Consider the following 20,213-nt stretch of genomic DNA (forward strand, 5'->3'; position numbering starts at 1 on the left):
GGATCCATTCTTCTGGAAAGTCTCTCTCATGACCACCCTTGGCACCCCCCTGTCTCCCCACGCCACCAAAGTGATGCTGCTCGGCTCTGGCGAACTGGGCAAAGAGGTGCTCATCGCCTTGCAACGGCTGGGCGTAGAAACCATTGCCGTAGACCGCTACGACCATGCCCCCGGCCAGCAGGTAGCGCACCACACCCGCACTATCGCCATGAGCGACCCGGCACAATTACAAGCCCTGATTGAGGCCGAAAAACCCCATCTGGTGGTACCCGAAATCGAGGCCATTGCCACCCCCATGCTGGAGCAGTTGGAAGCCGCAGGCGTCGTGCGCGTCATCCCCACCGCCCGCGCTGCCCGCCTGACCATGGATCGCGAAGGCATCCGCCGCTTGGCAGCAGAAACGCTGGGGCTACCCACCAGCCCCTACCAGTTTTGTGATTCCTTGGCCGAGTTGCAGGCTGCCATTGATGGCGGTATTGGCTACCCCTGCGTCGTCAAGCCGGTCATGAGCAGCTCTGGCAAGGGCCAAAGCAAAATCGACGGCCCACAAGATGTGCAAAAAGCTTGGGACTACGCCATGGCCGGTGGCCGTGTCAGCCACGGCCGCGTGATTGTCGAAGGGTTTATCGATTTTGATTACGAAATCACCCAACTCACCGTACGTGCCTTGGGTGCCGAAGGCCAGGTAGAAACCCATTTTTGCGACCCTATCGGCCATGTGCAGGTCAGTGGCGACTATGTCGAAAGCTGGCAGCCACACCCCATGCACCCCGCTGCGCTAGAAAAAGCGCGCCACATTGCCAAAACCGTCACCGACAATTTGGGCGGTCAGGGTCTGTTTGGCGTTGAATTGTTTGTGCAAGGCGAGCAGGTCTGGTTCAGCGAAGTTAGCCCGCGCCCGCACGACACAGGCCTCGTCACCCTCTGCACCCAACACCAGAGCGAATTTGAATTGCACGCCCGAGCCATTCTGGGCCTGCCAGTAGATGCCAGCCTGCGCAATCCCGGTGCCAGCGCCGTGATTTACGGTGGTATGGAAGCCAGCGGCATCGTATTTGACGGAGTAGATGAGGCACTGCGCGTACCAGGCACCGACTTGCGCCTGTTTGGCAAACCCGAAAGCTTTGCCAAGCGCCGCATGGGCGTGGCGCTGGCCCGTGCTACCGATATCGATACCGCCCGTCACAACGCCAAGTTAGCCGCAAGCAAAGTGCAGCCGCGCCGGGTGTAAACAGCAGCACTTGCGTTAAAAATATCGCTGCATCTCAGCGCCTGCTTCACAGCGGTGCTGCGCGCAATGACTGTGCGCAATACCGTTGCCTGCTGACTTTGGTTCAGCGCGCTACGCTTTCGGTATTTTTTGGACAAAAAAAAGCCCACACAAGATGGACTTTTAAATATTTGGTTGCGCGAGAAGGATTTGAACCTTCGACCTTTGGGTTATGAGCCCAACGAGCTACCAGACTGCTCCATCGCGCGCTTTAATTATAACCCGATTTATTAGCGCTTTTACGCAGCTTCGGAAGAATTATTTTCGGCAGCGGCCACATCAGTGCGTTCCACCAGTTCCACCAAGGCCATAGGCGCATTGTCACCAACGCGGAAACCCATCTTCAAGATGCGGGTGTAACCACCGGGACGGGTGTTGAAACGGGGGCCCAGCACGTTGAACAGCTTGGTCACGCTGTCACGGTCACGCAGGCGGTCAAAAGCCAAACGGCGGTTGGCCACGGTGTCTACCTTGGCCAGAGTAATCATGGGTTCGACCACGCGGCGCAGTTCTTTGGCCTTGGGCACGGTGGTCTTGATGGCCTCATGCTCGATGAGCGAGTTCATCATGTTGCGCAGCATCGCGAGGCGGTGCGAAGAAGTGCGGTTGAGTTTGCGAAGGCCGTTTCCGTGGCGCATGGTGCTTTTCCTTATTGATACAAATTAAATCGGGCAGCCGTATCAGGTACTGCCCGAGGCACTGCCCCTTGCTGGGGCCCGAAATTATAGCGGCAGCTTAACGCTTGTCCAAACCAGCCGGTGGCCAGTTTTCCAGCTTCATGCCCAAGGTCAGGCCGCGCGAAGCCAGCACTTCCTTGATTTCGTTGAGCGATTTGCGACCCAGATTGGGGGTCTTGAGCAATTCGTTCTCGGTACGCTGGATCAGGTCGCCGATGTAGTAAATGTTTTCTGCTTTGAGGCAGTTGGCCGAACGCACAGTGAGTTCAAGCTCATCGACCGGACGCAACAGAATCGGATCGAAGCTCGCACTGCTGCGACCACCACCAGAGACTTCACCCAAACCAGGCAGCTCGCCGCCGTCAAGTTGGGCAAACACCGCCAGTTGTTCCACCAAGATACGTGCCGACTTGCGCACTGCATCTTCGGCGGTGATAGCACCGTTGGTTTCGATTTCGACCACCAGCTTATCCAGATCGGTGCGCTGCTCAACGCGGGCGCTCTCGACGGTGTAGCTGACACGCTTGACCGGAGAGAAAGAGGCATCCAGCACAATACGGCCAATGCTCTTGGTAGGCTCATCGGCATAGCGGCGCATGGTGCCGGGCACATAGCCACGGCCTTTTTCTACCTTGATCTGCATGTCCAACTTGCCGCCTTGCGACAGATGGGCAATCACATGGTCAGGGTTGATGATTTCTACGTCATGCGGCGTTTGGATGTCGCGCGCCGTCACTACGCCTTCACCGTCTTTGCGCAGGCTCAGGGTCACTTCATCGCGGTTGTGCAACATGAAGACAACGCCCTTGAGGTTCAGAAGGATGTTGACCACATCTTCTTGCACGCCATCAATGGACGAGTACTCGTGCAGCACCCCAGCAATGGTCACTTCTGTCGCTGCATAACCCACCATCGACGAGAGTAGAACGCGCCGCAGGGCGTTGCCCAGCGTGTGGCCATAGCCACGTTCGAACGGTTCGAGCACTACCTTGGCACGGTTGTGCCCGAGTTGCTCGACATTAATCGCCTTGGGTTTCAGCAAATTGGTTTGCATGCAGACTTCCTCTCAATACCCCCAGCTCGTTACACCGGTAAGGCTGGTGAAGCGCCTAAACCGCGATGCCTCGCGGTTCAGGTACGGTTTTCAACTATATCGCAGAGCGATTAGCGCGAATACAATTCAACGATCAGAGATTCGTTGATGTCAGCACCGAACTCATCGCGGTCCGGAGTCTTCTTGAACACGCCCTCGGCCTTGTCCAAACTCACTTCTACCCAAGCGGGGAAACCCACTTGTTGGGCCAGTTGCAGGGCTTCAACAATGCGATTTTGCTTCTTCGACTTTTCACGCACTGCCACCACATCACCGGCCTTGACCAAGTAAGAGGGGATGTTCACCGACTGACCGTTCACCGTGATCGCCTTGTGCGACACCAACTGGCGTGCTTCAGCGCGGGTAGAACCGAAACCCATGCGATAGACCACATTGTCCAAACGCGATTCGAGCAAGCTCAGCAGGTTAGCGCCGGTGTTGCCCTTACGGCCATCAGCAGCAGCAAAATAGCGGCGGAATTGCTTTTCCATCACGCCATACATGCGCTTGACCTTCTGCTTTTCGCGCAGTTGCAGGCCGAAGTCGGAGGTACGGGCACCGGAGGTGCGGCCGTGCTGACCGGGCTTGGAATCAAACTTGGCCTTGTCCGCAATGGAGCGACGTGCGCTCTTGAGGAACAGGTCGGTGCCTTCACGGCGGGAGAGTTTGGCCTTGGGGCCGAGGTAACGTGCCACGAGAACTTCCTTTTATGTCATCTGCCGCAAGTACATTGCGGGAGCCGCCTGAAACGCTGCAAGGCAGCGCAGGCGGCGGTGGGCTTTTAATAAATTAGATGCGACGGCGTTTTTGCGGACGGCAGCCATTGTGCGGCACCGGTGTCACGTCCGAGATGGAAGTGATACGGATACCCAAAGCGCCCAAGGCGCGCACCGAAGACTCACGACCGGGGCCGGGGCCCTTGATCTCGACGTCCAGGTTCTTGATACCTTGTTCAATGGCGGCACGGCCAGCCATTTCCGAAGCGACCTGAGCAGCAAAGGGAGTCGATTTGCGTGAACCCTTGAAGCCTTGGCCACCAGAGGATGCCCAAGACAGAGCATTACCTTGGCGATCGGTGATCGTGATGATGGTGTTGTTGAACGACGCGTGCACGTGGGCAATGCCGTCCGAAACGTTCTTACGAACTTTTTTACGAACACGCTGAGATGCGTTGTTGGCAGGAGATTTAGCCATATTGATCTTTCAATCTCTTTATTTCTTCAGTGCCGCTGCGCCCTTGCGCGGACCCTTACGGGTGCGGGCGTTGGTGCGCGTGCGCTGACCACGCATCGGCAGACCGCGACGATGGCGGAATCCCCGATAGCAACCGATGTCCATCAGACGCTTGATGTTCATCGTCGTTTCACGGCGCAGATCACCTTCAATGGTGAACTGTGCGATCTGGTCGCGAATCTTTTCAAGGTCGCCGTCCGTCAGATCTTTGATCTTTTTGGAGTAAGCGATGTCACAAGCTTCGCAAATCTTGCGTGCGCGTGTGCGACCGATGCCATAAATGGCGGTCAAGCCAATTTCAGCATGCTGATGTGGCGGAATATTGATACCAGCGATACGTGCCATATGCGTCCTCTATACTTTTCTCATCAACCCTGACGCTGCTTGTGGCGCATGTCAGTGCAAATCACACGCACCACACCCTTGCGGCGGATGATTTTGCAATTACGGCAGATTTTTTTGACCGAAGCAGAAACTCTCATTTCATTCTCCTAAAACTTTTCGCGCTTCCAAACCAGCTTGGTATGAAACACAAGACTCAAATACCTGAACCTGCTTTGAAGTTGGCTTTTTTCAGCAGAGACTCATACTGCTGCGACATGAGGTAGTTTTGCACTTGGGCCATAAAGTCCATAGTGACCACCACAATAATCAGCAACGATGTGCCACCGAAGTAAAAAGGAACGTTGTATTTCAGAATCAGAAATTCCGGCAGCAAGCAAACAAAGGTGATATAGACAGCACCGATCAGTGTCAGGCGCAGCAAAATCTTGTCGATGTAACGTGCTGTTTGTTCACCAGGTCGAATACCAGGAATAAATGCGCCGCTTTTCTTGAGGTTGTCTGCTGTTTCGCGGCTGTTAAATACCAATGCCGTATAGAAGAAGCAGAAAAACACAATGGCTGTGGCATAGAACATCACATAGATGGGCTGACCAGGGGTCAGCGTACCTGCGATGTCCTTGAGCCAGCGCATGGACTCACCCGCACTGAACCAGTTCACAATGGTTGCCGGCAGCAAAATGATGGAAGAAGCAAAGATGGGTGGAATAACACCAGCCATGTTCAACTTCAGTGGCAAGTGCGAAGACTGACCACCATACACCTTGTTGCCCACCTGACGCCGGGCATAGTTGACTAGAATTTTGCGCTGCCCACGCTCCACAAACACCACGAAGTAGGTGACCAACGCCACCAGCAACACAATGATGATCGCAGCAATGATGCTCATGGCACCGGTGCGCACTAACTCCAGCAAACCACCGATTGAACCGGGCAAACCGGCTGCAATACCAGCAAAGATCAGGATGGAAATACCATTGCCCAAACCGCGCTCAGTGATTTGCTCACCCAGCCACATCAGGAACATGGTACCAGCAGTCAAACTGACCACCGCCGTCATGCGGAAACCAAAACCAGGGGACAACACCAAGCCAGCCGAACTTTCCAAAGCTACAGCAATGCCGAGCGACTGGAAAATGGCCAAGCCTAGGGTGCCATACCGGGTATATTGCGTGATCTTGCGGCGACCTGCTTCGCCCTCTTTTTTCATCTGTTCGAAGGCAGGTACCGCGTAGCCCATCAGCTGCATGATGATCGACGCCGAGATGTACGGCATGATCCCCAGTGCAAACACCGTGAAGCGGGACAAGGCACCACCCGAGAACATGTTAAACAGGTTCAGGATGCCGCCCTGCTGGCTATTGAACAGCTGCTGTAGCTGGGTTGGATCAATACCAGGAACAGGAATATGCGCTCCGATCCGGTACACCACCAACGCCAACAAGAGAAAAACCAGCCGACGACGCAAATCGCCGAACTTACCAGTTTTTGCCACGGAAGCAGTGTTAGTAGCCACAGCTTTTTCCTTCAGGCAAGCGTTAGGCTACGCTGCCACCAGCAGCTTCAATAGCTGCTTTGGCACCAGCCGTAGCCAGCACACCGCTGAGCTTGACTGCCGTAGTAATAGCGCCGCTTTGGATCACTTTGACCGTGCGGGTCAGATCATTGATCAGACCAGCTTGCTTGAGGACCAATTGATCCACTTCGGCCAGACCCAGACGGGCCAGATCGCTCAGTGTGATTTCGGCGTTGAAGCGCAAAGTCAGGGACTTGAAGCCACGCTTGGGCAGACGACGTTGCAAAGGCATTTGACCGCCTTCAAAACCGACCTTGTGGTAACCACCCGAACGCGATTTTTGACCCTTGTGACCACGGCCTGCCGTCTTGCCCAGACCGGAGCCAATGCCCCGACCGACGCGACGCTTGGCGTGCTTGGATCCGTCTGCGGGCTTGATGCTATTGAGTTCCATCATCAACCTTTCAGACGATTTTGACCAGATAACTGATCTTGTTAATCATGCCGCGCACTTCTGGAGTGTCTTGCAATTCGCTGACACTGTTGAGCTTGCGCAGGCCCAGACCACGCACGGTGGCGCGGTGGGATTCTTTCGTGCCAATCGGGCTGCGAACCAGCTGGATTTTCACGGTTTGTTGTGTAGACATCGTCAAAGCTCCTGTCAGACGAAGAGGTCTTCGACCGACTTGCCGCGCTTGGCTGCCACTGCACCGGGAGTGGTGGAGTTGGTGAGCGCATCAAAAGTGGCACGAACCATGTTGTAAGGATTGGACGAACCGTGGCTCTTAGCCACAATGTCGGTCATACCCATCACTTCGAACACAGCACGCATTGGGCCGCCAGCAATGATACCGGTACCCTTGGGGGCCGGTGCCATCATCACAGAAGCTGCGCCGTGCTGGCCTGTCACTTGATGGTGGATGGTGCCGTTTTTCAACGACACTTTGACCATGTTGCGACGGGCTTCTTCCATAGCCTTCTGCACTGCAGCGGGCACTTCTTTGGATTTACCCTTGCCCATGCCGACGCGACCATCGCCATCACCGACCACGGTCAGTGCAGCAAAGCCGAGGATACGACCGCCCTTGACCACTTTGGTGACGCGGTTGACCGCGATCATCTTCTCGCGCAGTCCGTCGTCGCGGCCTTCGTCTTGCACTCGGGGTTGAAATTTAGCCATTTTGTATTCCGTTCCGCTTAGAACTGCAGACCTGCTTCACGGGCTGCGTCGGCCAGGGCCTTGACGCGACCGTGGTAGGCGAACCCTGCGCGATCAAATGCAACTTTTTCGACGCCTGCGGCCTTGGCCTTTTCAGCAATGCGCTTGCCGATGACTTGGGCTGCAGTGACATTGCCACCCTTGCCAGAACCACCCAGTGCAGTGCGCACTTCGGCTTCGGCAGTGGAAGCGCTGGCCAGCACTGTGGTACCGTCGCCGGAAACCACGGTAGCGTAAATATGGAGGTTCGTACGGTTTACCGACAGACGGGCAATGCCTTGCTGTGCAATGCGGATGCGGGTCTGGCGGGCACGACGAAGACGCTGCTCTTTCTTGGTCAACATATTGCAGCTCCTTATTTCTTCTTGGTCTCTTTGATCGCGACGGTTTCGTCCGCATAGCGGATACCTTTGCCCTTGTAGGGCTCAGGTGGACGAACGGCACGGATCTCAGCAGCAATTTGACCTACGCGCTGACGGTCGGCACCCTTGATCACGATTTCAGTCGCAGTAGGAGTAGCCACGGTAATACCGGCAGGCATGTCAAAATTGACGGGGTGGGAGTAACCCACAGCCAGGTTCAGCTTGTTGCCAGTGGCTTGGGCTTTGTAACCCACACCAATCAGAGTCAGCTTCTTTTCGAAGCCTTTGCTGACACCAACCACCATGTTGTTAACCAACTGGCGGAAAGTGCCGCTCATGGCGTCGGCTTCACGGGAGGCGTTGGCAGGCTCAAAGGTGAGCTTGCCGTCGGCGCTGACAATCTTGACCAGAGCATTCTGGGTCAGGGCCAAGCTACCACCAGCGCCTTTAACGTTGATTTGGTCGTCTTTGATCGATACATCCACACCTGCGGGGATGACGACCGGCGATTTTGCTACACGGGACATTTCAGTTTCTCCTCAATGTCACGGCTTAAGCCACGTAGCAAAGCACTTCGCCACCGACACCGGTAGCACGCGCCTTGCGGTCGGTCATCACGCCCTTGGGTGTGGTGACAATGGCCACGCCGAGGCCATTCATGACCTGGGGGATGGCATCGCGGCCTTTGTACACGCGCAGGCCGGGACGGCTGACGCGTTCGATACGCTCAATGACCGGACGGCCAGCGTAGTACTTGAGGGCGATTTGGAGTTCGGATTTGCCGGCTTCGGTCTTGACCTCGAAACCGTCAATGTAACCCTCGTCCTTCAGCACTTGGGTGATGGCGATCTTCACTTTGGAAGAAGGCACGTTCACCGTGGCTTTGGAAACCATTTGGGCATTGCGGATGCGGGTCAGCAAGTCAGCGATGGGATCACTCATGCTCATGTTGTATCTCTCCTGCCTGCTTACCAGCTGGCCTTGGTGACACCGGGGATGTCGCCTGCAAAAGCCAGTTCGCGGATCTTGGCGCGAGCCAAGCCGAATTGACGGAAAGTACCACGGGGGCGACCGGTGATTTCGCAACGGTTGCGCTGGCGCGTGGGGTTGGCGTTGCGTGGGAGCTTTTGCAGACCCAGACGGGCTGCATCACGCTCTTCATCGCTGCGCTTGACGTCAGAGGCGATGGCCTTGAGTTCGGCGTGCTTGGCGGCGTATTTGGCCACCAGTTTATCGCGCTTGAGTTCGCGCTGGATCAAAGCTTGTTTTGCCATACGCCGCCTCAGTTCTTGAAGGGGAAACGGAAACCGGTCAGCAGTGCCTTGCACTCTTCGTCGGATTTGGCCGTTGTGGTGATGCTGATATTGAGACCGCGCAGGGCATCGACCTTGTCGTACTCAATTTCAGGGAAGATGATCTGTTCTTTGACGCCGATGTTGTAGTTGCCACGGCCATCGAACGCACGACCGGAGATACCCCGGAAGTCACGCACGCGGGGCAGGGCCACGGTGACAAAGCGATCCAAGAATTCGTACATCTGCACGCCGCGCAGAGTGACCATGCAACCAATGGCTTGGCCTTCGCGGATCTTGAAACCGGCGATAGCCTTCTTGGCCTTGGTGACCACAGGCTTTTGGCCAGCGATCTTGGTCAGGTCGGCCACGGCGTTATCCATGACCTTCTTGTCGGCGACGGCCTCGCTCACACCCATGTTGAGTGTGATCTTGGTCAGACGCGGCACCTGCATAGGCGAGGTGTAGCCGAACTGCTTCATCAGTTCGGGAGCGAGCTTTTCGCGGTAGATTTTTTGGAGTCGTGCCATGTTTTACCCCTTAGGCCGTCTTGATTTCAGCGCCGCTGGACTTGAACACGCGAACGTGCTTGCCGTCTGCTTGCAGCTTGATGCCAACGCGATCAGCCTTACCAGTGGCGGCATTGAAAATGGCCACATTGGACTGGTGAATAGGCATGGCCTTGTCAACGATGCCGCCAGTCGAACCCTTCATGGGGTTGGGCTTGACGTGCTTTTTGACCAGGTTGATGCCTTCGACCACCAGGTGGGAGTCATCAGCGCGCAGCGTTACGGTGCCGCGCTTGCCTTTGTCGCGCCCGGTGAGTACGACGACTTCGTCGCCCTTGCGAATCTTGTTCATCGCGCCGTCCTTAGAGAACTTCAGGAGCCAGAGACACGATCTTCATGAACTTCTCGGTACGCAGTTCACGCGTCACGGGCCCGAAGATGCGGGTGCCGATGGGCTCCAGCTTGGAATTGAGCAACACTGCTGCGTTGCCATCGAATTTGACGAGCGAGCCATCGCCACGGCGGATGCCCTTGGCGGTACGGACGACCACGGCACTGTAAACCTCGCCTTTTTTGACGCGGCCACGTGGAGCGGCTTCCTTGATGCTCACCTTGATGATATCGCCAACACTGGCATAGCGACGCTTGGATCCGCCCAGCACCTTAATGCACAGGACGGACTTGGCGCCGGTATTGTCGGCAACGTCTAACCGGGTTTCTGTTTGGATCATTTCAATATTCCCAACTTGCACCAACAAGATCAACAGCCCCAGAGAAACTCTCAAGCGCTGCCAACCAGCCAGTCAGTCTTGGGCCCGTCGTCAGCGGCGCAAACCATTTGCAGCGCTTCTTGTGGGGCAGAAACTTCGCTTTTTGACAGCGAAGCCCGCGATTGTTTCAAAAAAAATCCGGGGTGTCAATGCCTACGCAGCATTTGTTGCACCAAAAAGACTGCTAACTGCGCTGAGCAAGCAGCTACCATGCGATTCTTTACCTGTAACGATGGAGACTTCCTTCATGTCCGCACCCGCTGCTACTCGTTTTCCAGAAATCGCCTTCATTGGTGGAGGCAACATGGCCAGTGCCATTTTGGGGGGGCTGATCCACCAAGGCTTGCCCATCAGCCAGATTGAGGTAGTCGAGCCTTGGGAGCAGGCCCGTGCCGCACTGCAACAGCAATTTGGTGTGGTAGCCCAAGCCAGTGCAGGCCCCAAGCTAGAACGTGCCGAGGTGGTGGTGTGGGCCATCAAGCCACAAAATTTTAAAGAGGCCGCCTTGGCTACCGAAGGCCATACACGCCACGCCTTGCATCTGAGTGTGGCCGCTGGCATCCGTAGCAGCAGCATTGCACGCTGGCTGGGCAGTGAGCAGGTAGTGCGCGCCATGCCCAACACTCCAGCATTGATTGGTCAGGGCATCAGTGGTTTGTATGCTCGCCCAGCAGTGACAGCAGCACAGCGGCAGTTGGTCGAGCTGGTGATGGCCTCGACGGGCGAGCATTTGTGGGTGCAAGAAGAAGCACAGTTGGATGCTGTCACCGCCCTGTCTGGCTCTGGCCCGGCGTATGTGTTTTATTTTTTAGAAGCGATGGTACAGGCCGGTGTAGACATGGGCCTGAGCGCAGAACAGTCGGAACAACTGGCGATTTCAACCTTTGCTGGAGCCTCAGAATTGGCACGGCGCTCGCACGAGTCGCCTGCTGTGCTGCGCGAACGGGTGACATCCAAGGGAGGAACGACCTATGCAGCGTTGGAATCCATGCGCGGTGCCGAGTTGGATCGGCACTTTATCGCTGCCCTGCGCGCAGCACAGGCACGCGCCCACGAACTGGGCGATGCCTGTGGGGATTGATGATGCCCCTCAGGGCCGCATCAGGTTGCTGGCGACAATACCGACAAAGAGGGTGAACCCCAGCCAATGGTTGACCCGAAAGGCGTGAAAGCAACCCTCACGCGTACGGGTATGGATCAACTGCCAATGCCAAAGCACTTGGGCCAACGCAACGGCCAACGCGACGTCAAAGGCTGTGCCCAAAGCCTGTGGTGGCAATGCCAACCACCACAGGCCCAAAAAGAGCAGATAAAACAACACAATGGCCGCCACATCCCAACGGCCTAGGGTGATGGCGGAGGTTTGGATGCCAATTTTCAGATCGTCGTCCCGGTCTACCATCGCGTATTCAGTATCGTAAGCCAGCACCCAAAACAGATTGCCCAACCACAATAGCCAAGCCCACTCCGGCACGCTGCTTTGCACTGCCGCAAAGGCAATCACAATGCCAAAATTGAAAGCAATGCCAAGAACCGCTTGGGGCATAGCCAAAAAACGCTTGGTGAACGGGTAAAGCACCGTCACCAACAAAGCGGGCACCGACCAAGCAACGGCGGCTACGTTGGTGGTCAGCACCAACGCCAGCGCCAGCACACTGAGCACCACGCCCACGGCAATGGCCTCGCGCACTGATACTTGGCCTGAGGTAATGGGGCGCTGCGCTGTGCGCTTGACATGGCGATCAAAGTGCCGGTCAGCCACATCATTGATGCAACAACCAGCGCTGCGCATCAGGATGGTGCCCAGCACAAACACCGCCAACAAATGCCAGCCCGGAAAACCGCCAGCGGCCAGCCACAGGGCACTGAGGGTGGGCCAGATCAACACCAGCCAGCCAGCAGGGCGATTCCAGCGGATGAGGTCAAGATACAGGGACAGGCGGCTGCGACTGGCGGTGGACATGGGCAACGGAGAACAACAGATAAAAAGAAACAGAAATGCCCACCATTCCCAAGGCCTAGCCTCTGGGTGGGCAAAAACATGAACGATACCAATCAGGGCGGTGGCAAATCGTCCAGCGCCCGCGCTGCGGCCACACCCTGCAAAAAGGCCCGCCATAAGGGGCTACCGCCCCAACGGGCCACCAAATGGCATGCTTGGAGCAAATCGCGGGCTGCACCCAAGCGCTCTTGCAATTGCTGGGCGGTGCGATGATGCTGTTGTAAGCGCTTGGGCAGCACTGGTGCCAACGCTTGCACGCTGTAGCGCAAACACTTGGCCAGAATACGCACTTGGTGCTGACGCTCTGTGCCCTCAGGGGAGTGGTCGTGCTGGCACTGGTGCAGGGTGCAATCCAACCGTTTGGCCAAGCGCAGGGCACGGCGGCGCAAGCTTTGAATATTACGCCCTTGCGCTTTAGCCGACAAGGGGGACACCGTGGCAGCCAATGGCCCATCTAACATTTCGAGCCAATGCGACAGCGCCAGCAAAGCAGCGCCTACGGCAGGCTGTGTTAAAGCAGCACGCACAGCAGCGCGCTCTTGGCTGGCAGCTTGGCTCAGGGCGGTATGCAACTGCTGCCACTGCTGGGCGATGTCGGCAGCAATCCCTGCCTCGTGCTGGCTATAGCGGATATAGGCTTGCGCCAAGGGCGGCAGAGTATCGGTGCGGGCCACATCCAAATCGCGCAAGGCCCCTAGGCCGTCTAACAGGGGCCGTAGAGCTTGCAGCGGTGGCAATTCCACCCGCGGCAGCAAAGGACGCAACATACGCCATACACTGCGAAAACGCCGCCAGCCGACCCGCGCTTGGTGGATCAGCTCAGGGGCATCGCTGGTTTGCAAGCGGTAGAGGTTGGCCGTGAACTGCAAAAATGCCTCGCCCAGCACACGCCGGGCGATAGTGCGCAGCGGATCGGTATCACTGATTTTGGGTGGCTGAGCCAGCACGGGGGCCACGGTGGCCGATTGCTGCAAGGCAAAGCCTCGCTCGGCCTTGCTGGCGGCCAGCGGCAACACGGCTACCGTGCGCGCAATCCGGCCCGCCAAAGCCAACAGGGCTACCGGTGGCCCGGCCAGCAATTCCAACTCTAGCTCACACAGCGGCCAACTGCGGCCAGCAGCTGTGATGGTGCCAATGTCGAGCGCCACCTCGATCTGGCTACCATCGCGCTGGCGCACCAGCCATGTGGTGCGCTCAAATTCAGTGACAAAACAAGGCTGCAAAGCCGCCGACAGGGCGCCATTGGCATCCATGTGCGGCCACGGCGAATCTTGCAGCAGCGCCAGCGCCAGCGCTGGGCCAGGCACGGGCATTTCCCACTCGCCGCGCACGCTCAAGGCGGAATCGCCTTGGCCTGCCGTTTTGAGGGTTTGGAGCCACTGCGGCTGCTCTACGCTGCCCAAGCGGCGCAGACGCAAAGCGACGCGCTGACGGCGCAACGCTTGGTCAGGGGTATCAAAATACTGGCTGAACACCGTCTGGTGCTGCGCCTTGCGCCGCGCCAGCACCGGACTGGCAGCCAATGCCGCCGCCACCGCCTGCGGATCGGCACCGGGCAGGGCCAGCTTGATCTCGATTTCGGTGGGTGCTGCGCTGGCAGACACAGTACTGGAGCGGCGGGCCATCGCTCAGTCTTCCAGCAGCGAGCGCAACATCCAAGCGGTTTGCTCATGCACGGTCAGGCGCTGGGTGAGCAAATCTGCCGTAGGCTCATCGCTGGCTTTATCCACCACTGCAAACAGAGCCCGTGCGGTGCGGGCCACGGCCTCATGGCCCTCAACCAAAATGCGCACCATCTCTAGCGCCTTGGGCGGCTTGGTGGGGGCATCAGGCACACTAGCCAGCTTGCCAAACTCAGCGTAAGAGCCGGGGGCTGGATGGCCCAGGGCGCGGATACGCTCGGCAATGGGATCGACGGCATTCCACAGTTCGGTGTACTGCACCATGAACATGGTGTGCAGGGTATTGAACATGGGGCCAGTCACGTTCCAATGGAAGTTGTGCGTGGTCAGGTAAAGCGTATAGGTATCAGCCAATAAATGCGACAGTCCTTGGGCAATGGCAGCGCGGTCTTTGTCGCTGATGCCAATGTGGATGGCCGGGGCAGTGGTTTTGGGATTTTTAGCCATGATGCTTCTCCTGAAAAAGGACAGGCTTCCAATGTAGCGTAGCCAGCGTGTGAATGGGGGTTTTTACTAAATAGCCATTAGGACAGCCGCTGCACGCCGGGCAACTCGCACGCGTAGATGGCATTGCGCAAGGCGGCAATGGCTTCGTAGCGGGTAAAACTGCGCCGCCACACCAATACGACGCGGCGCATCGGCGGCGCGCTGCCGTCGCTCTCTTGCACAGGCAGATAGCGAATGTAGGTTTCATCGCTTTTGCGTCGGCGCACGGTGTTAATCAGTGCATCGCGCGGCACCGACATGCGAGGCACCAGCGTCACGCCCATGCCAGCGGCCACCATGTGCTTGATGGTTTCGAGCGAGGAGCCTTCAAACGACTTGCGAATGCCTTCGGCATTGCTAGAAAAGCGTGCAAATTCTGGACACACTTCCAGCACATGGTCACGAAAGCAGTGGCCTGCGCCCAATAGCAGCATGGTTTCGTTGCGCAAGTCTTCGGCAGTGACGCTTTTGACACTGGCCAGTGGGTGGGTGCTGGGCACGGCGGCCATAAAAGGCTCGTCGTACAGGGGGGCCATGGCCAGCCCGGTGTCTGGAAACGGTTCGGCCAAAATAGCACAGTCGATCTCACCGGTGCGCAGCATTTCCAGCAGGCGCACAGTAAAGTTCTCTTGCAGTAGCAAGGGCATTTGGGACGTGCGCTCAATAGAGCGGCGCACCAATTCCGGCAGTAGGTAGGGGCCAATGGTGTAGATCACACCCAGCGTGAGAGCACCGGCCAGTGGGTCTTTGCCGCGCTTTGCAATCTCTTTGATGGCGGCGGCCTGCTCTAGCACGCTTTGGGCTTGACGCACAATTTCCTCGCCCAGCTGCGTGACGGCCACTTCGCCCACGCTGCGCTCGAACAGTTTGACGTCCAGCTCCTCCTCTAGTTTTTTCACAGCTACCGACAGCGTGGGCTGGGAAACGTAACAGGCATCTGCTGCCTTGCCGAAGTGCTTTTCGCGCGCAACAGCAACGATGTATTTGAGTTCAGTCAGGGTCATAGCATCTATTGTGCGGTGGATATGCCATATTTTGCGCCCCTGAGGCTTGAAACCCCAGTCAGCGCCCACAACTGCACCGCTGCTGGCGCACCCCACCGGCCTATCAGGCGGGGGCGTATGTTTCTGCAAGTTGTATTTTGGTCTTTGAGAGAAAAACCCTATGAGCAAACAAACCCTGCACTTTCAGGCCGAAGTGGCCCAACTGTTGCATTTGGTCACACACTCGCTGTATTCGAACCAAGAAATTTTTCTGCGCGAGCTGGTCTCTAACGCCTCGGATGCCTGCGACAAACTGCGCTTTGAAGCCCTGAACAACAACGCCCTGTACGAAGACGCGCCCAATCTGGAAGTGCGCGTGGCTTTTGACAAAGACGCCAAAACGCTGACCATCACCGACAACGGTATCGGCATGAGCGCGCAAGAGGCCATTGACCACCTGGGCACCATTGCCAAGAGCGGCACCAAAGACTTTATGAGCCGCCTAGAGGCCGACAAAAAGGCCGACGCCAAAGAGCAAGGCCAACTGATCGGCCAATTTGGCGTAGGCTTTTACTCCGGCTTTATCGTGGCCGACAAAATCACCGTGGAATCGCGCCGGGCTGGTGTGCCCGCTGAAGAGGGCGTGCGCTGGATCAGCGGTGGCACCGGCGATTTTGAGGTGGAGGCCATCACCCGCGCCCAACGCGGCACCAGCGTGATTTTGCATCTGCGCGCCGAAGCGGAAGAGTACCTGAACGCTTGGAAACTCAAATCCATCATCAACAAATACTCTGACCACATCAGCCTGCCCATCGTGATGGAAAAGGAAGAGTGGAAAGAGGGCGAGAACGACCAACCCGGCGGCATGGTTAAAACCGGCGACTGGGAAACCGTGAACAAGGCCAGCGCCCTATGGACACGCCCGAAAAAGGAAGTCACCGACGAGCAATACGCCGAGTTCTACAAGGCCATCAGCCACGATTTTGAAGCGCCGCTGACGTGGAGCCACAACCGCGTGGAAGGCAACACCGAATACACGCAACTGCTCTACATCCCGGCCAAGGCCCCATTTGACCTGTGGAACCGCGACAAAAAGGCAGGCGTCAAGCTCTACGTCAAGCGCGTCTTTATCATGGACGAAGCCGAGGCCCTGCTGCCCACTTACCTGCGCTTTGTGAAAGGTGTGATCGACTCGGCTGATCTGCCACTGAACGTGAGCCGCGAACTGCTGCAAGAAAGCCGCGATGTGCGCGCCATCCGCGAAGGCAGCACCAAGCGCGTGCTGTCCATGCTCGAAGACTTGGCCAAGCACGATAAGCACACCGCCGCCGAAGGTGCCGATGGCGTGACCGACGTGGTCGATGCCGATGACAAGGCCAAAGAGGGCAAGTACAGCAAGTTCTACGCCGAATTTGGTGCCGTGCTCAAAGAAGGTCTGGGCGAAGACTTTGGCAACAAAGAACGCATTGCCAAGCTGCTGCGCTTTGCCAGCACCAGCAGCGACACCGCCAGCGTCAGCTTGGCCGACTACAAGGCGCGCATGAAAGAGGGCCAAGACGCCATCTACTACATCACCGCTGACAACTTGGCTGCCGCCAAAAACAGCCCACAACTCGAAGTGTTCAAGAAAAAGGGCATTGAAGTTTTGTTGATGGTGGATCGTGTGGACGAATGGGCGCTGAACTACCTGCAAGAGTTTGATGGCACACCGCTGCAAAGCGTGGCCAAGGGCGCGGTCGATCTGGGCAAGTTGCAAGACGAAACCGAGAAAAAAGCTGCTGAAGAAGCCGCCGAAGCCTTCAAGCCCGTGCTAGCCAAGCTCAAAGAAGCCCTGAAAGACAAGGCCGAAGACGTGCGCGTGACCATGCGCTTGGTGGATTCGCCCGCCTGCTTGGTGGTGCAAGACGATGGTATGAGCACGCAACTGGCGCGCATGCTGAAACAGGCTGGCCAGCAAGCGCCTGATTCCAAGCCAGTGCTGGAAGTCAACCCTGAGCACCCACTGGTGAAGAAGCTCGACGGTAGCGTGCATTTCCACGACTTGGCGCACATTCTGTTTGACCAAGCCCTGCTGGCCGAAGGTGGTCTGCCCGAAGACCCCGCCGCCTACGTCAAGCGGGTCAACGCCCTGCTGGTGTAAATACCTTGCCGCCCGGTGAACCTACCGGGCTTGCAAAAAAACCGGCTTTAAGCCGGTTTTTTGATGGGCGCTTGGTTTTTTTAACCGCAGGTGCCTAGGTGGCCACACTGGGTACAGTAGTCACAGCCATCTTTACGGATGACGGCATGGGCACCGCATTCACCGCATTTTTTGCCTGCCATCACCGGCGGTGCTGCTGGTGCCAAAGCCGCCGGTTCGGCTTGGGGCAAAGTCGCGGCCCCTTGCTGGCGCAGCTTAGCGCGGCGGGCCAGAATGTTCTGGATAGCGTAGGCCACGGCGGCCACTTCGGAGTCGTGCCACATCGGCACTTGCGTGCCATCGGCCTTTTGGTGTGTACCCAAGCGCACCGGGCCACGATCCCACACCACCTTGCGCATATCGCTCAGGGCGCGCTCCAAAAAGCCCCCACGGGCTGCCAACGAGAGCAGGCGCATACTGGAAGTCATCCACTGTTGCGATTCGCTGCTCTGGCCTACGGGCATAAAAAACTCAATGGCCCGGTCTACCGTGCCGGTGCCTTCGGCATTGGGCACAGGCAGGAACGACACCACCAGATAGAGGCGCTTTTTGCCTTCTTGCGTCCAGTATTCGACCTTTTCTGCCACAGCAGACAGGGCACCCTTAGGGCGGCTTTCGATCACCGTGCGCATCGGATCAATCGAAGCGGTGTTGGTCTCAGTGGCAGCACTGGCCGCGCCGCTGCTGGTGGGGGCTGTGGTGCTGTGTACCTCTAGCACCGAACCCAGGATGTTGTTCGGACGATAGGTAGCCAACCCTTTCAGGCGGGCACGCCATGCTTGCAGGTACAGGCCCTTGAAGTCATCGTAAGGATAGTCAGCGGGAATGTTGACCGTTTTGGAAATGGCCGTATCCACAAAGGGCTGCACTGCCTCCATCATGGCGATGTGGTCGCCCGCCGACATCTCTAGCGCCGAGACAAAATACTCTGGCAGCTTGTTCACGTCACCGCCCAACTCGCGGTACAAGCGCCAAGCGTGGTCTTCTACCGCATATTCCAAGGTGCTGCCGTCGGCTTCGCGCTTTTTGCGCTTGTACATCCAAGAAAACGGCGGTTCGATCCCGTTAGAGGCGTTGTCGGCAAAAGCCAAGCTGACGGTGCCGGTGGGCGCAATCGACAGCAAGTGGCTGTTGCGGATGCCGTGTTTGCGGATGTCTTTTTGCAGCGCGGCGGGCAGGCGGCTGGCAAAGGTGCCGGGGGCCAAATAACCCTCGGCATTGAACTGGGGAAACACGCCTTTTTCGCGTGCCAGCGCCACCGAGGCAGCATAGGCGGCATTGCGCATGCGTTCGGCAATTTGCGCTGCCATCGCCCGGCCCTCTGGAGCGTCGTAGCGCAGGCACAGCATGGCCAACGTGTTACCCATGCCGGTAAAGCCGACACCAATGCGCCGCTTGGCGTGGGCTTCGTCCCGCTGCTGGGGCAGGGGCCAGAAAGTCACGTCCAGCACATTGTCCAGCGCCCGCACTTGCAGAGCCACCGACTTCTCAAAGGCATCAAAATCAAAGCTCGGAGCGCCATCAAAGCCAAACGGGCTGCGCACAAAATGGGTCAGGATGATGGGGCCGAGATCGCAGCAGCCATAAGACGGCAAGGGCTGCTCACCGCACGGGTTGGTGGCGGCAATGGTTTCGCAATAGTGCAGGTTGTTGTCGGTATTGATGTGGTCTAAGAACAAGATGCCCGGCTCGGCAAAGTCATAGGCCGACTTCATGATGGTGTCCCACAAATCGCGGGCCTGCACGGTTTGGTAAACCCACAAGCTATCGTCGCGCTGGTAAGCACCTTCGGCCAGCGCCGTGACACCGGGGGAGGCCTTGTGTACCAGCTCCCAAGGCTGGTCGTTCTGCACCGCCTCAATAAAGGCATCACTGACGCCGACCGAGACATTAAAGTTGTTCCAGCGCCCCGGCGTGCGCTTGGCGGTAATAAAATCGAACACATCGGGGTGGTCGATACGCAACACACCCATTTGCGCGCCTCGGCGCGCACCAGCGCTCTCTACCGTGGAGCAGGACTGGTCAAAAACATTGATGTAGCTGCACGGGCCAGACGCCATAGAGTGCGTGCCCTTGACTTCTGCACCACGCGGGCGGATGCGCGAGAAATCGTAGCCGACACCACCGCCCCGGCGCATGGTTTCGGCGGCTTCGCGCAGGGCTTCGTAAATACCGGGAAAGCCTTCATCGTCCATGCCTTGGATGCAGTCGCCCACTGGCTGGACAAAGCAATTGATAAGGGTGGCTTGGATGTCGGTGCCCGCTGCACTCATGATGCGCCCGGCCCCAATGGCACCAGCGTGCAGGTTCGCCAAAAACAGGGCTTCGTATTGTTCGCGCAGCTCCGGCTTTTCGACGCTGGCCAAAGAACGGGCCACGCGGCGAAACAGGTCTTCGGCGCTGGTCTCCCCGGCCTTGAGGTATTTTTCCTTGAGCACGTCCAGACTAATGGGCTGGGTAGCCGTAACGTCCTGCGCGCGGCCGAGGTTTTCGCGTTTCATGGGGAATCCTGAAAAGTTGTGGCCTCCATTTGAGAAGGCAGAAGGCTAGAAGGGCGTGTTTTTTTCGTGGCGCGAGCCACGTCCGTCCGACATGGGC

25 protein-coding genes and 1 tRNA gene are annotated in these 20,213 nt (G+C 57.6%); 3 read left to right on the forward strand and 23 right to left on the reverse strand.

Going from position 1 to position 20,213, the window contains the following annotated elements; translation table 11 throughout:
- Positions 1-28: 28 nt before the first annotated feature.
- On the forward strand, positions 29-1,231 hold the full coding sequence (purT, locus tag BMX55_RS10460) for a formate-dependent phosphoribosylglycinamide formyltransferase (protein ID WP_091457125.1): 1,203 nt from the start codon (positions 29-31) through the stop codon (positions 1,229-1,231).
- Between the two features lie 171 nt (positions 1,232-1,402).
- On the opposite strand, the gene BMX55_RS10465 is transcribed toward purT, so the two are convergent.
- The 18 genes from BMX55_RS10465 to rplN all read right to left on the reverse strand — a co-directional run bounded on the left by BMX55_RS10465 (position 1,403) and on the right by rplN (position 10,244).
- A tRNA-Met gene (locus tag BMX55_RS10465) sits at positions 1,403-1,479 on the reverse strand.
- Between the two features lie 30 nt (positions 1,480-1,509).
- A complete protein-coding gene (rplQ, locus tag BMX55_RS10470; protein ID WP_091457128.1) occupies positions 1,510-1,908 on the reverse strand; it encodes a 50S ribosomal protein L17 in 399 nt (132 codons plus the stop codon).
- A gap of 97 nt (positions 1,909-2,005) precedes the next feature.
- On the reverse strand, positions 2,006-3,001 hold the full coding sequence (locus BMX55_RS10475; protein ID WP_091457131.1) for a DNA-directed RNA polymerase subunit alpha: 996 nt from the start codon (positions 2,999-3,001) through the stop codon (positions 2,006-2,008).
- Between the two features lie 110 nt (positions 3,002-3,111).
- Positions 3,112-3,735 carry a 30S ribosomal protein S4 gene (rpsD, locus tag BMX55_RS10480; RefSeq protein ID WP_091457133.1) on the reverse strand — a complete coding sequence of 208 codons (624 nt, stop codon included), beginning with the start codon at positions 3,733-3,735 and terminating at the stop codon, positions 3,112-3,114.
- A 94-nt stretch (positions 3,736-3,829) separates the two neighbouring features.
- A complete protein-coding gene (gene rpsK / locus BMX55_RS10485; RefSeq protein ID WP_091457136.1) occupies positions 3,830-4,234 on the reverse strand; it encodes a 30S ribosomal protein S11 in 405 nt (134 codons plus the stop codon).
- 18 nt (positions 4,235-4,252) lie between these two features.
- Positions 4,253-4,618 (reverse strand): 30S ribosomal protein S13, encoded by a 366-nt coding sequence (gene rpsM, locus BMX55_RS10490; RefSeq protein ID WP_091457140.1) that lies wholly within the window; start codon positions 4,616-4,618, stop codon positions 4,253-4,255.
- 23 nt (positions 4,619-4,641) lie between these two features.
- Positions 4,642-4,755, reverse strand: a complete 114-nt coding sequence (gene rpmJ / locus BMX55_RS10495; protein WP_011793797.1) for a 50S ribosomal protein L36 — start codon at positions 4,753-4,755, stop codon at positions 4,642-4,644.
- Positions 4,756-4,811: 56 nt separating this feature from the next.
- On the reverse strand, positions 4,812-6,131 hold the full coding sequence (secY, locus tag BMX55_RS10500) for a preprotein translocase subunit SecY (protein WP_091457143.1): 1,320 nt from the start codon (positions 6,129-6,131) through the stop codon (positions 4,812-4,814).
- Between the two features lie 22 nt (positions 6,132-6,153).
- Complete coding sequence (gene rplO / locus BMX55_RS10505) at positions 6,154-6,585, reverse strand: 50S ribosomal protein L15 (RefSeq protein WP_091457145.1); 432 nt, start codon at positions 6,583-6,585, stop codon at positions 6,154-6,156.
- 10 nt (positions 6,586-6,595) lie between these two features.
- Positions 6,596-6,778 carry a 50S ribosomal protein L30 gene (gene rpmD, locus BMX55_RS10510; RefSeq protein ID WP_091457148.1) on the reverse strand — a complete coding sequence of 61 codons (183 nt, stop codon included), beginning with the start codon at positions 6,776-6,778 and terminating at the stop codon, positions 6,596-6,598.
- A gap of 14 nt (positions 6,779-6,792) precedes the next feature.
- Positions 6,793-7,311: a 30S ribosomal protein S5 gene (gene rpsE / locus BMX55_RS10515; RefSeq protein ID WP_091457151.1), complete on the reverse strand. Its 519-nt coding sequence runs from the start codon at positions 7,309-7,311 to the stop codon at positions 6,793-6,795.
- Positions 7,312-7,328: 17 nt separating this feature from the next.
- The gene (rplR, locus tag BMX55_RS10520; RefSeq protein ID WP_091457154.1) at positions 7,329-7,694 is read right to left on the reverse strand and encodes a 50S ribosomal protein L18; all 366 of its coding nucleotides are present in this window, start codon (positions 7,692-7,694) and stop codon (positions 7,329-7,331) included.
- Positions 7,695-7,705: 11 nt separating this feature from the next.
- Positions 7,706-8,239 carry a 50S ribosomal protein L6 gene (gene rplF / locus BMX55_RS10525; protein WP_091457157.1) on the reverse strand — a complete coding sequence of 178 codons (534 nt, stop codon included), beginning with the start codon at positions 8,237-8,239 and terminating at the stop codon, positions 7,706-7,708.
- A 25-nt stretch (positions 8,240-8,264) separates the two neighbouring features.
- Positions 8,265-8,660, reverse strand: coding sequence for a 30S ribosomal protein S8 (gene rpsH / locus BMX55_RS10530; RefSeq protein WP_091457160.1), 396 nt, complete (start codon positions 8,658-8,660; stop codon positions 8,265-8,267).
- 20 nt (positions 8,661-8,680) lie between these two features.
- Positions 8,681-8,986: a 30S ribosomal protein S14 gene (gene rpsN, locus BMX55_RS10535; protein WP_091457162.1), complete on the reverse strand. Its 306-nt coding sequence runs from the start codon at positions 8,984-8,986 to the stop codon at positions 8,681-8,683.
- A gap of 8 nt (positions 8,987-8,994) precedes the next feature.
- Entirely contained in the window at positions 8,995-9,534 is a 540-nt protein-coding gene (rplE, locus tag BMX55_RS10540) for a 50S ribosomal protein L5 (protein ID WP_091457165.1), read from the reverse strand.
- Between the two features lie 10 nt (positions 9,535-9,544).
- Positions 9,545-9,865 carry a 50S ribosomal protein L24 gene (gene rplX / locus BMX55_RS10545; protein WP_091457168.1) on the reverse strand — a complete coding sequence of 107 codons (321 nt, stop codon included), beginning with the start codon at positions 9,863-9,865 and terminating at the stop codon, positions 9,545-9,547.
- Positions 9,866-9,875: 10 nt separating this feature from the next.
- Positions 9,876-10,244: a 50S ribosomal protein L14 gene (gene rplN / locus BMX55_RS10550; RefSeq protein WP_091457300.1), complete on the reverse strand. Its 369-nt coding sequence runs from the start codon at positions 10,242-10,244 to the stop codon at positions 9,876-9,878.
- Positions 10,245-10,530: 286 nt separating this feature from the next.
- Here rplN and proC point away from each other — a divergent pair, with 286 nt between their 5' ends.
- Positions 10,531-11,364: a pyrroline-5-carboxylate reductase gene (gene proC, locus BMX55_RS10555; RefSeq protein ID WP_245751385.1), complete on the forward strand. Its 834-nt coding sequence runs from the start codon at positions 10,531-10,533 to the stop codon at positions 11,362-11,364.
- 9 nt (positions 11,365-11,373) lie between these two features.
- On the opposite strand, the gene ubiA is transcribed toward proC, so the two are convergent.
- The 4 genes from ubiA to BMX55_RS10575 form a co-directional block, all read right to left on the reverse strand.
- A complete protein-coding gene (gene ubiA, locus BMX55_RS10560; RefSeq protein WP_091457175.1) occupies positions 11,374-12,246 on the reverse strand; it encodes a 4-hydroxybenzoate octaprenyltransferase in 873 nt (290 codons plus the stop codon).
- Between the two features lie 92 nt (positions 12,247-12,338).
- Complete coding sequence (locus BMX55_RS10565; protein ID WP_091457178.1) at positions 12,339-13,910, reverse strand: CYTH and CHAD domain-containing protein; 1,572 nt, start codon at positions 13,908-13,910, stop codon at positions 12,339-12,341.
- Between the two features lie 3 nt (positions 13,911-13,913).
- Complete coding sequence (locus tag BMX55_RS10570; RefSeq protein WP_091457180.1) at positions 13,914-14,414, reverse strand: Dps family protein; 501 nt, start codon at positions 14,412-14,414, stop codon at positions 13,914-13,916.
- 77 nt (positions 14,415-14,491) lie between these two features.
- Positions 14,492-15,457 carry a LysR substrate-binding domain-containing protein gene (locus BMX55_RS10575; protein WP_091457183.1) on the reverse strand — a complete coding sequence of 322 codons (966 nt, stop codon included), beginning with the start codon at positions 15,455-15,457 and terminating at the stop codon, positions 14,492-14,494.
- 160 nt (positions 15,458-15,617) lie between these two features.
- On the opposite strand from BMX55_RS10575, the gene htpG reads away from it, so the two are divergent.
- Positions 15,618-17,576 carry a molecular chaperone HtpG gene (gene htpG, locus BMX55_RS10580; protein ID WP_091457186.1) on the forward strand — a complete coding sequence of 653 codons (1,959 nt, stop codon included), beginning with the start codon at positions 15,618-15,620 and terminating at the stop codon, positions 17,574-17,576.
- 80 nt (positions 17,577-17,656) lie between these two features.
- On the opposite strand, the gene BMX55_RS10585 is transcribed toward htpG, so the two are convergent.
- Positions 17,657-20,116: an adenosylcobalamin-dependent ribonucleoside-diphosphate reductase gene (locus tag BMX55_RS10585; protein WP_091457190.1), complete on the reverse strand. Its 2,460-nt coding sequence runs from the start codon at positions 20,114-20,116 to the stop codon at positions 17,657-17,659.
- Positions 20,117-20,213: the final 97 nt, after the last annotated feature.

Source organism: Giesbergeria anulus (assembly GCF_900111115.1).
Taxonomy (GTDB): domain Bacteria; phylum Pseudomonadota; class Gammaproteobacteria; order Burkholderiales; family Burkholderiaceae_C; genus Simplicispira; species Simplicispira anulus.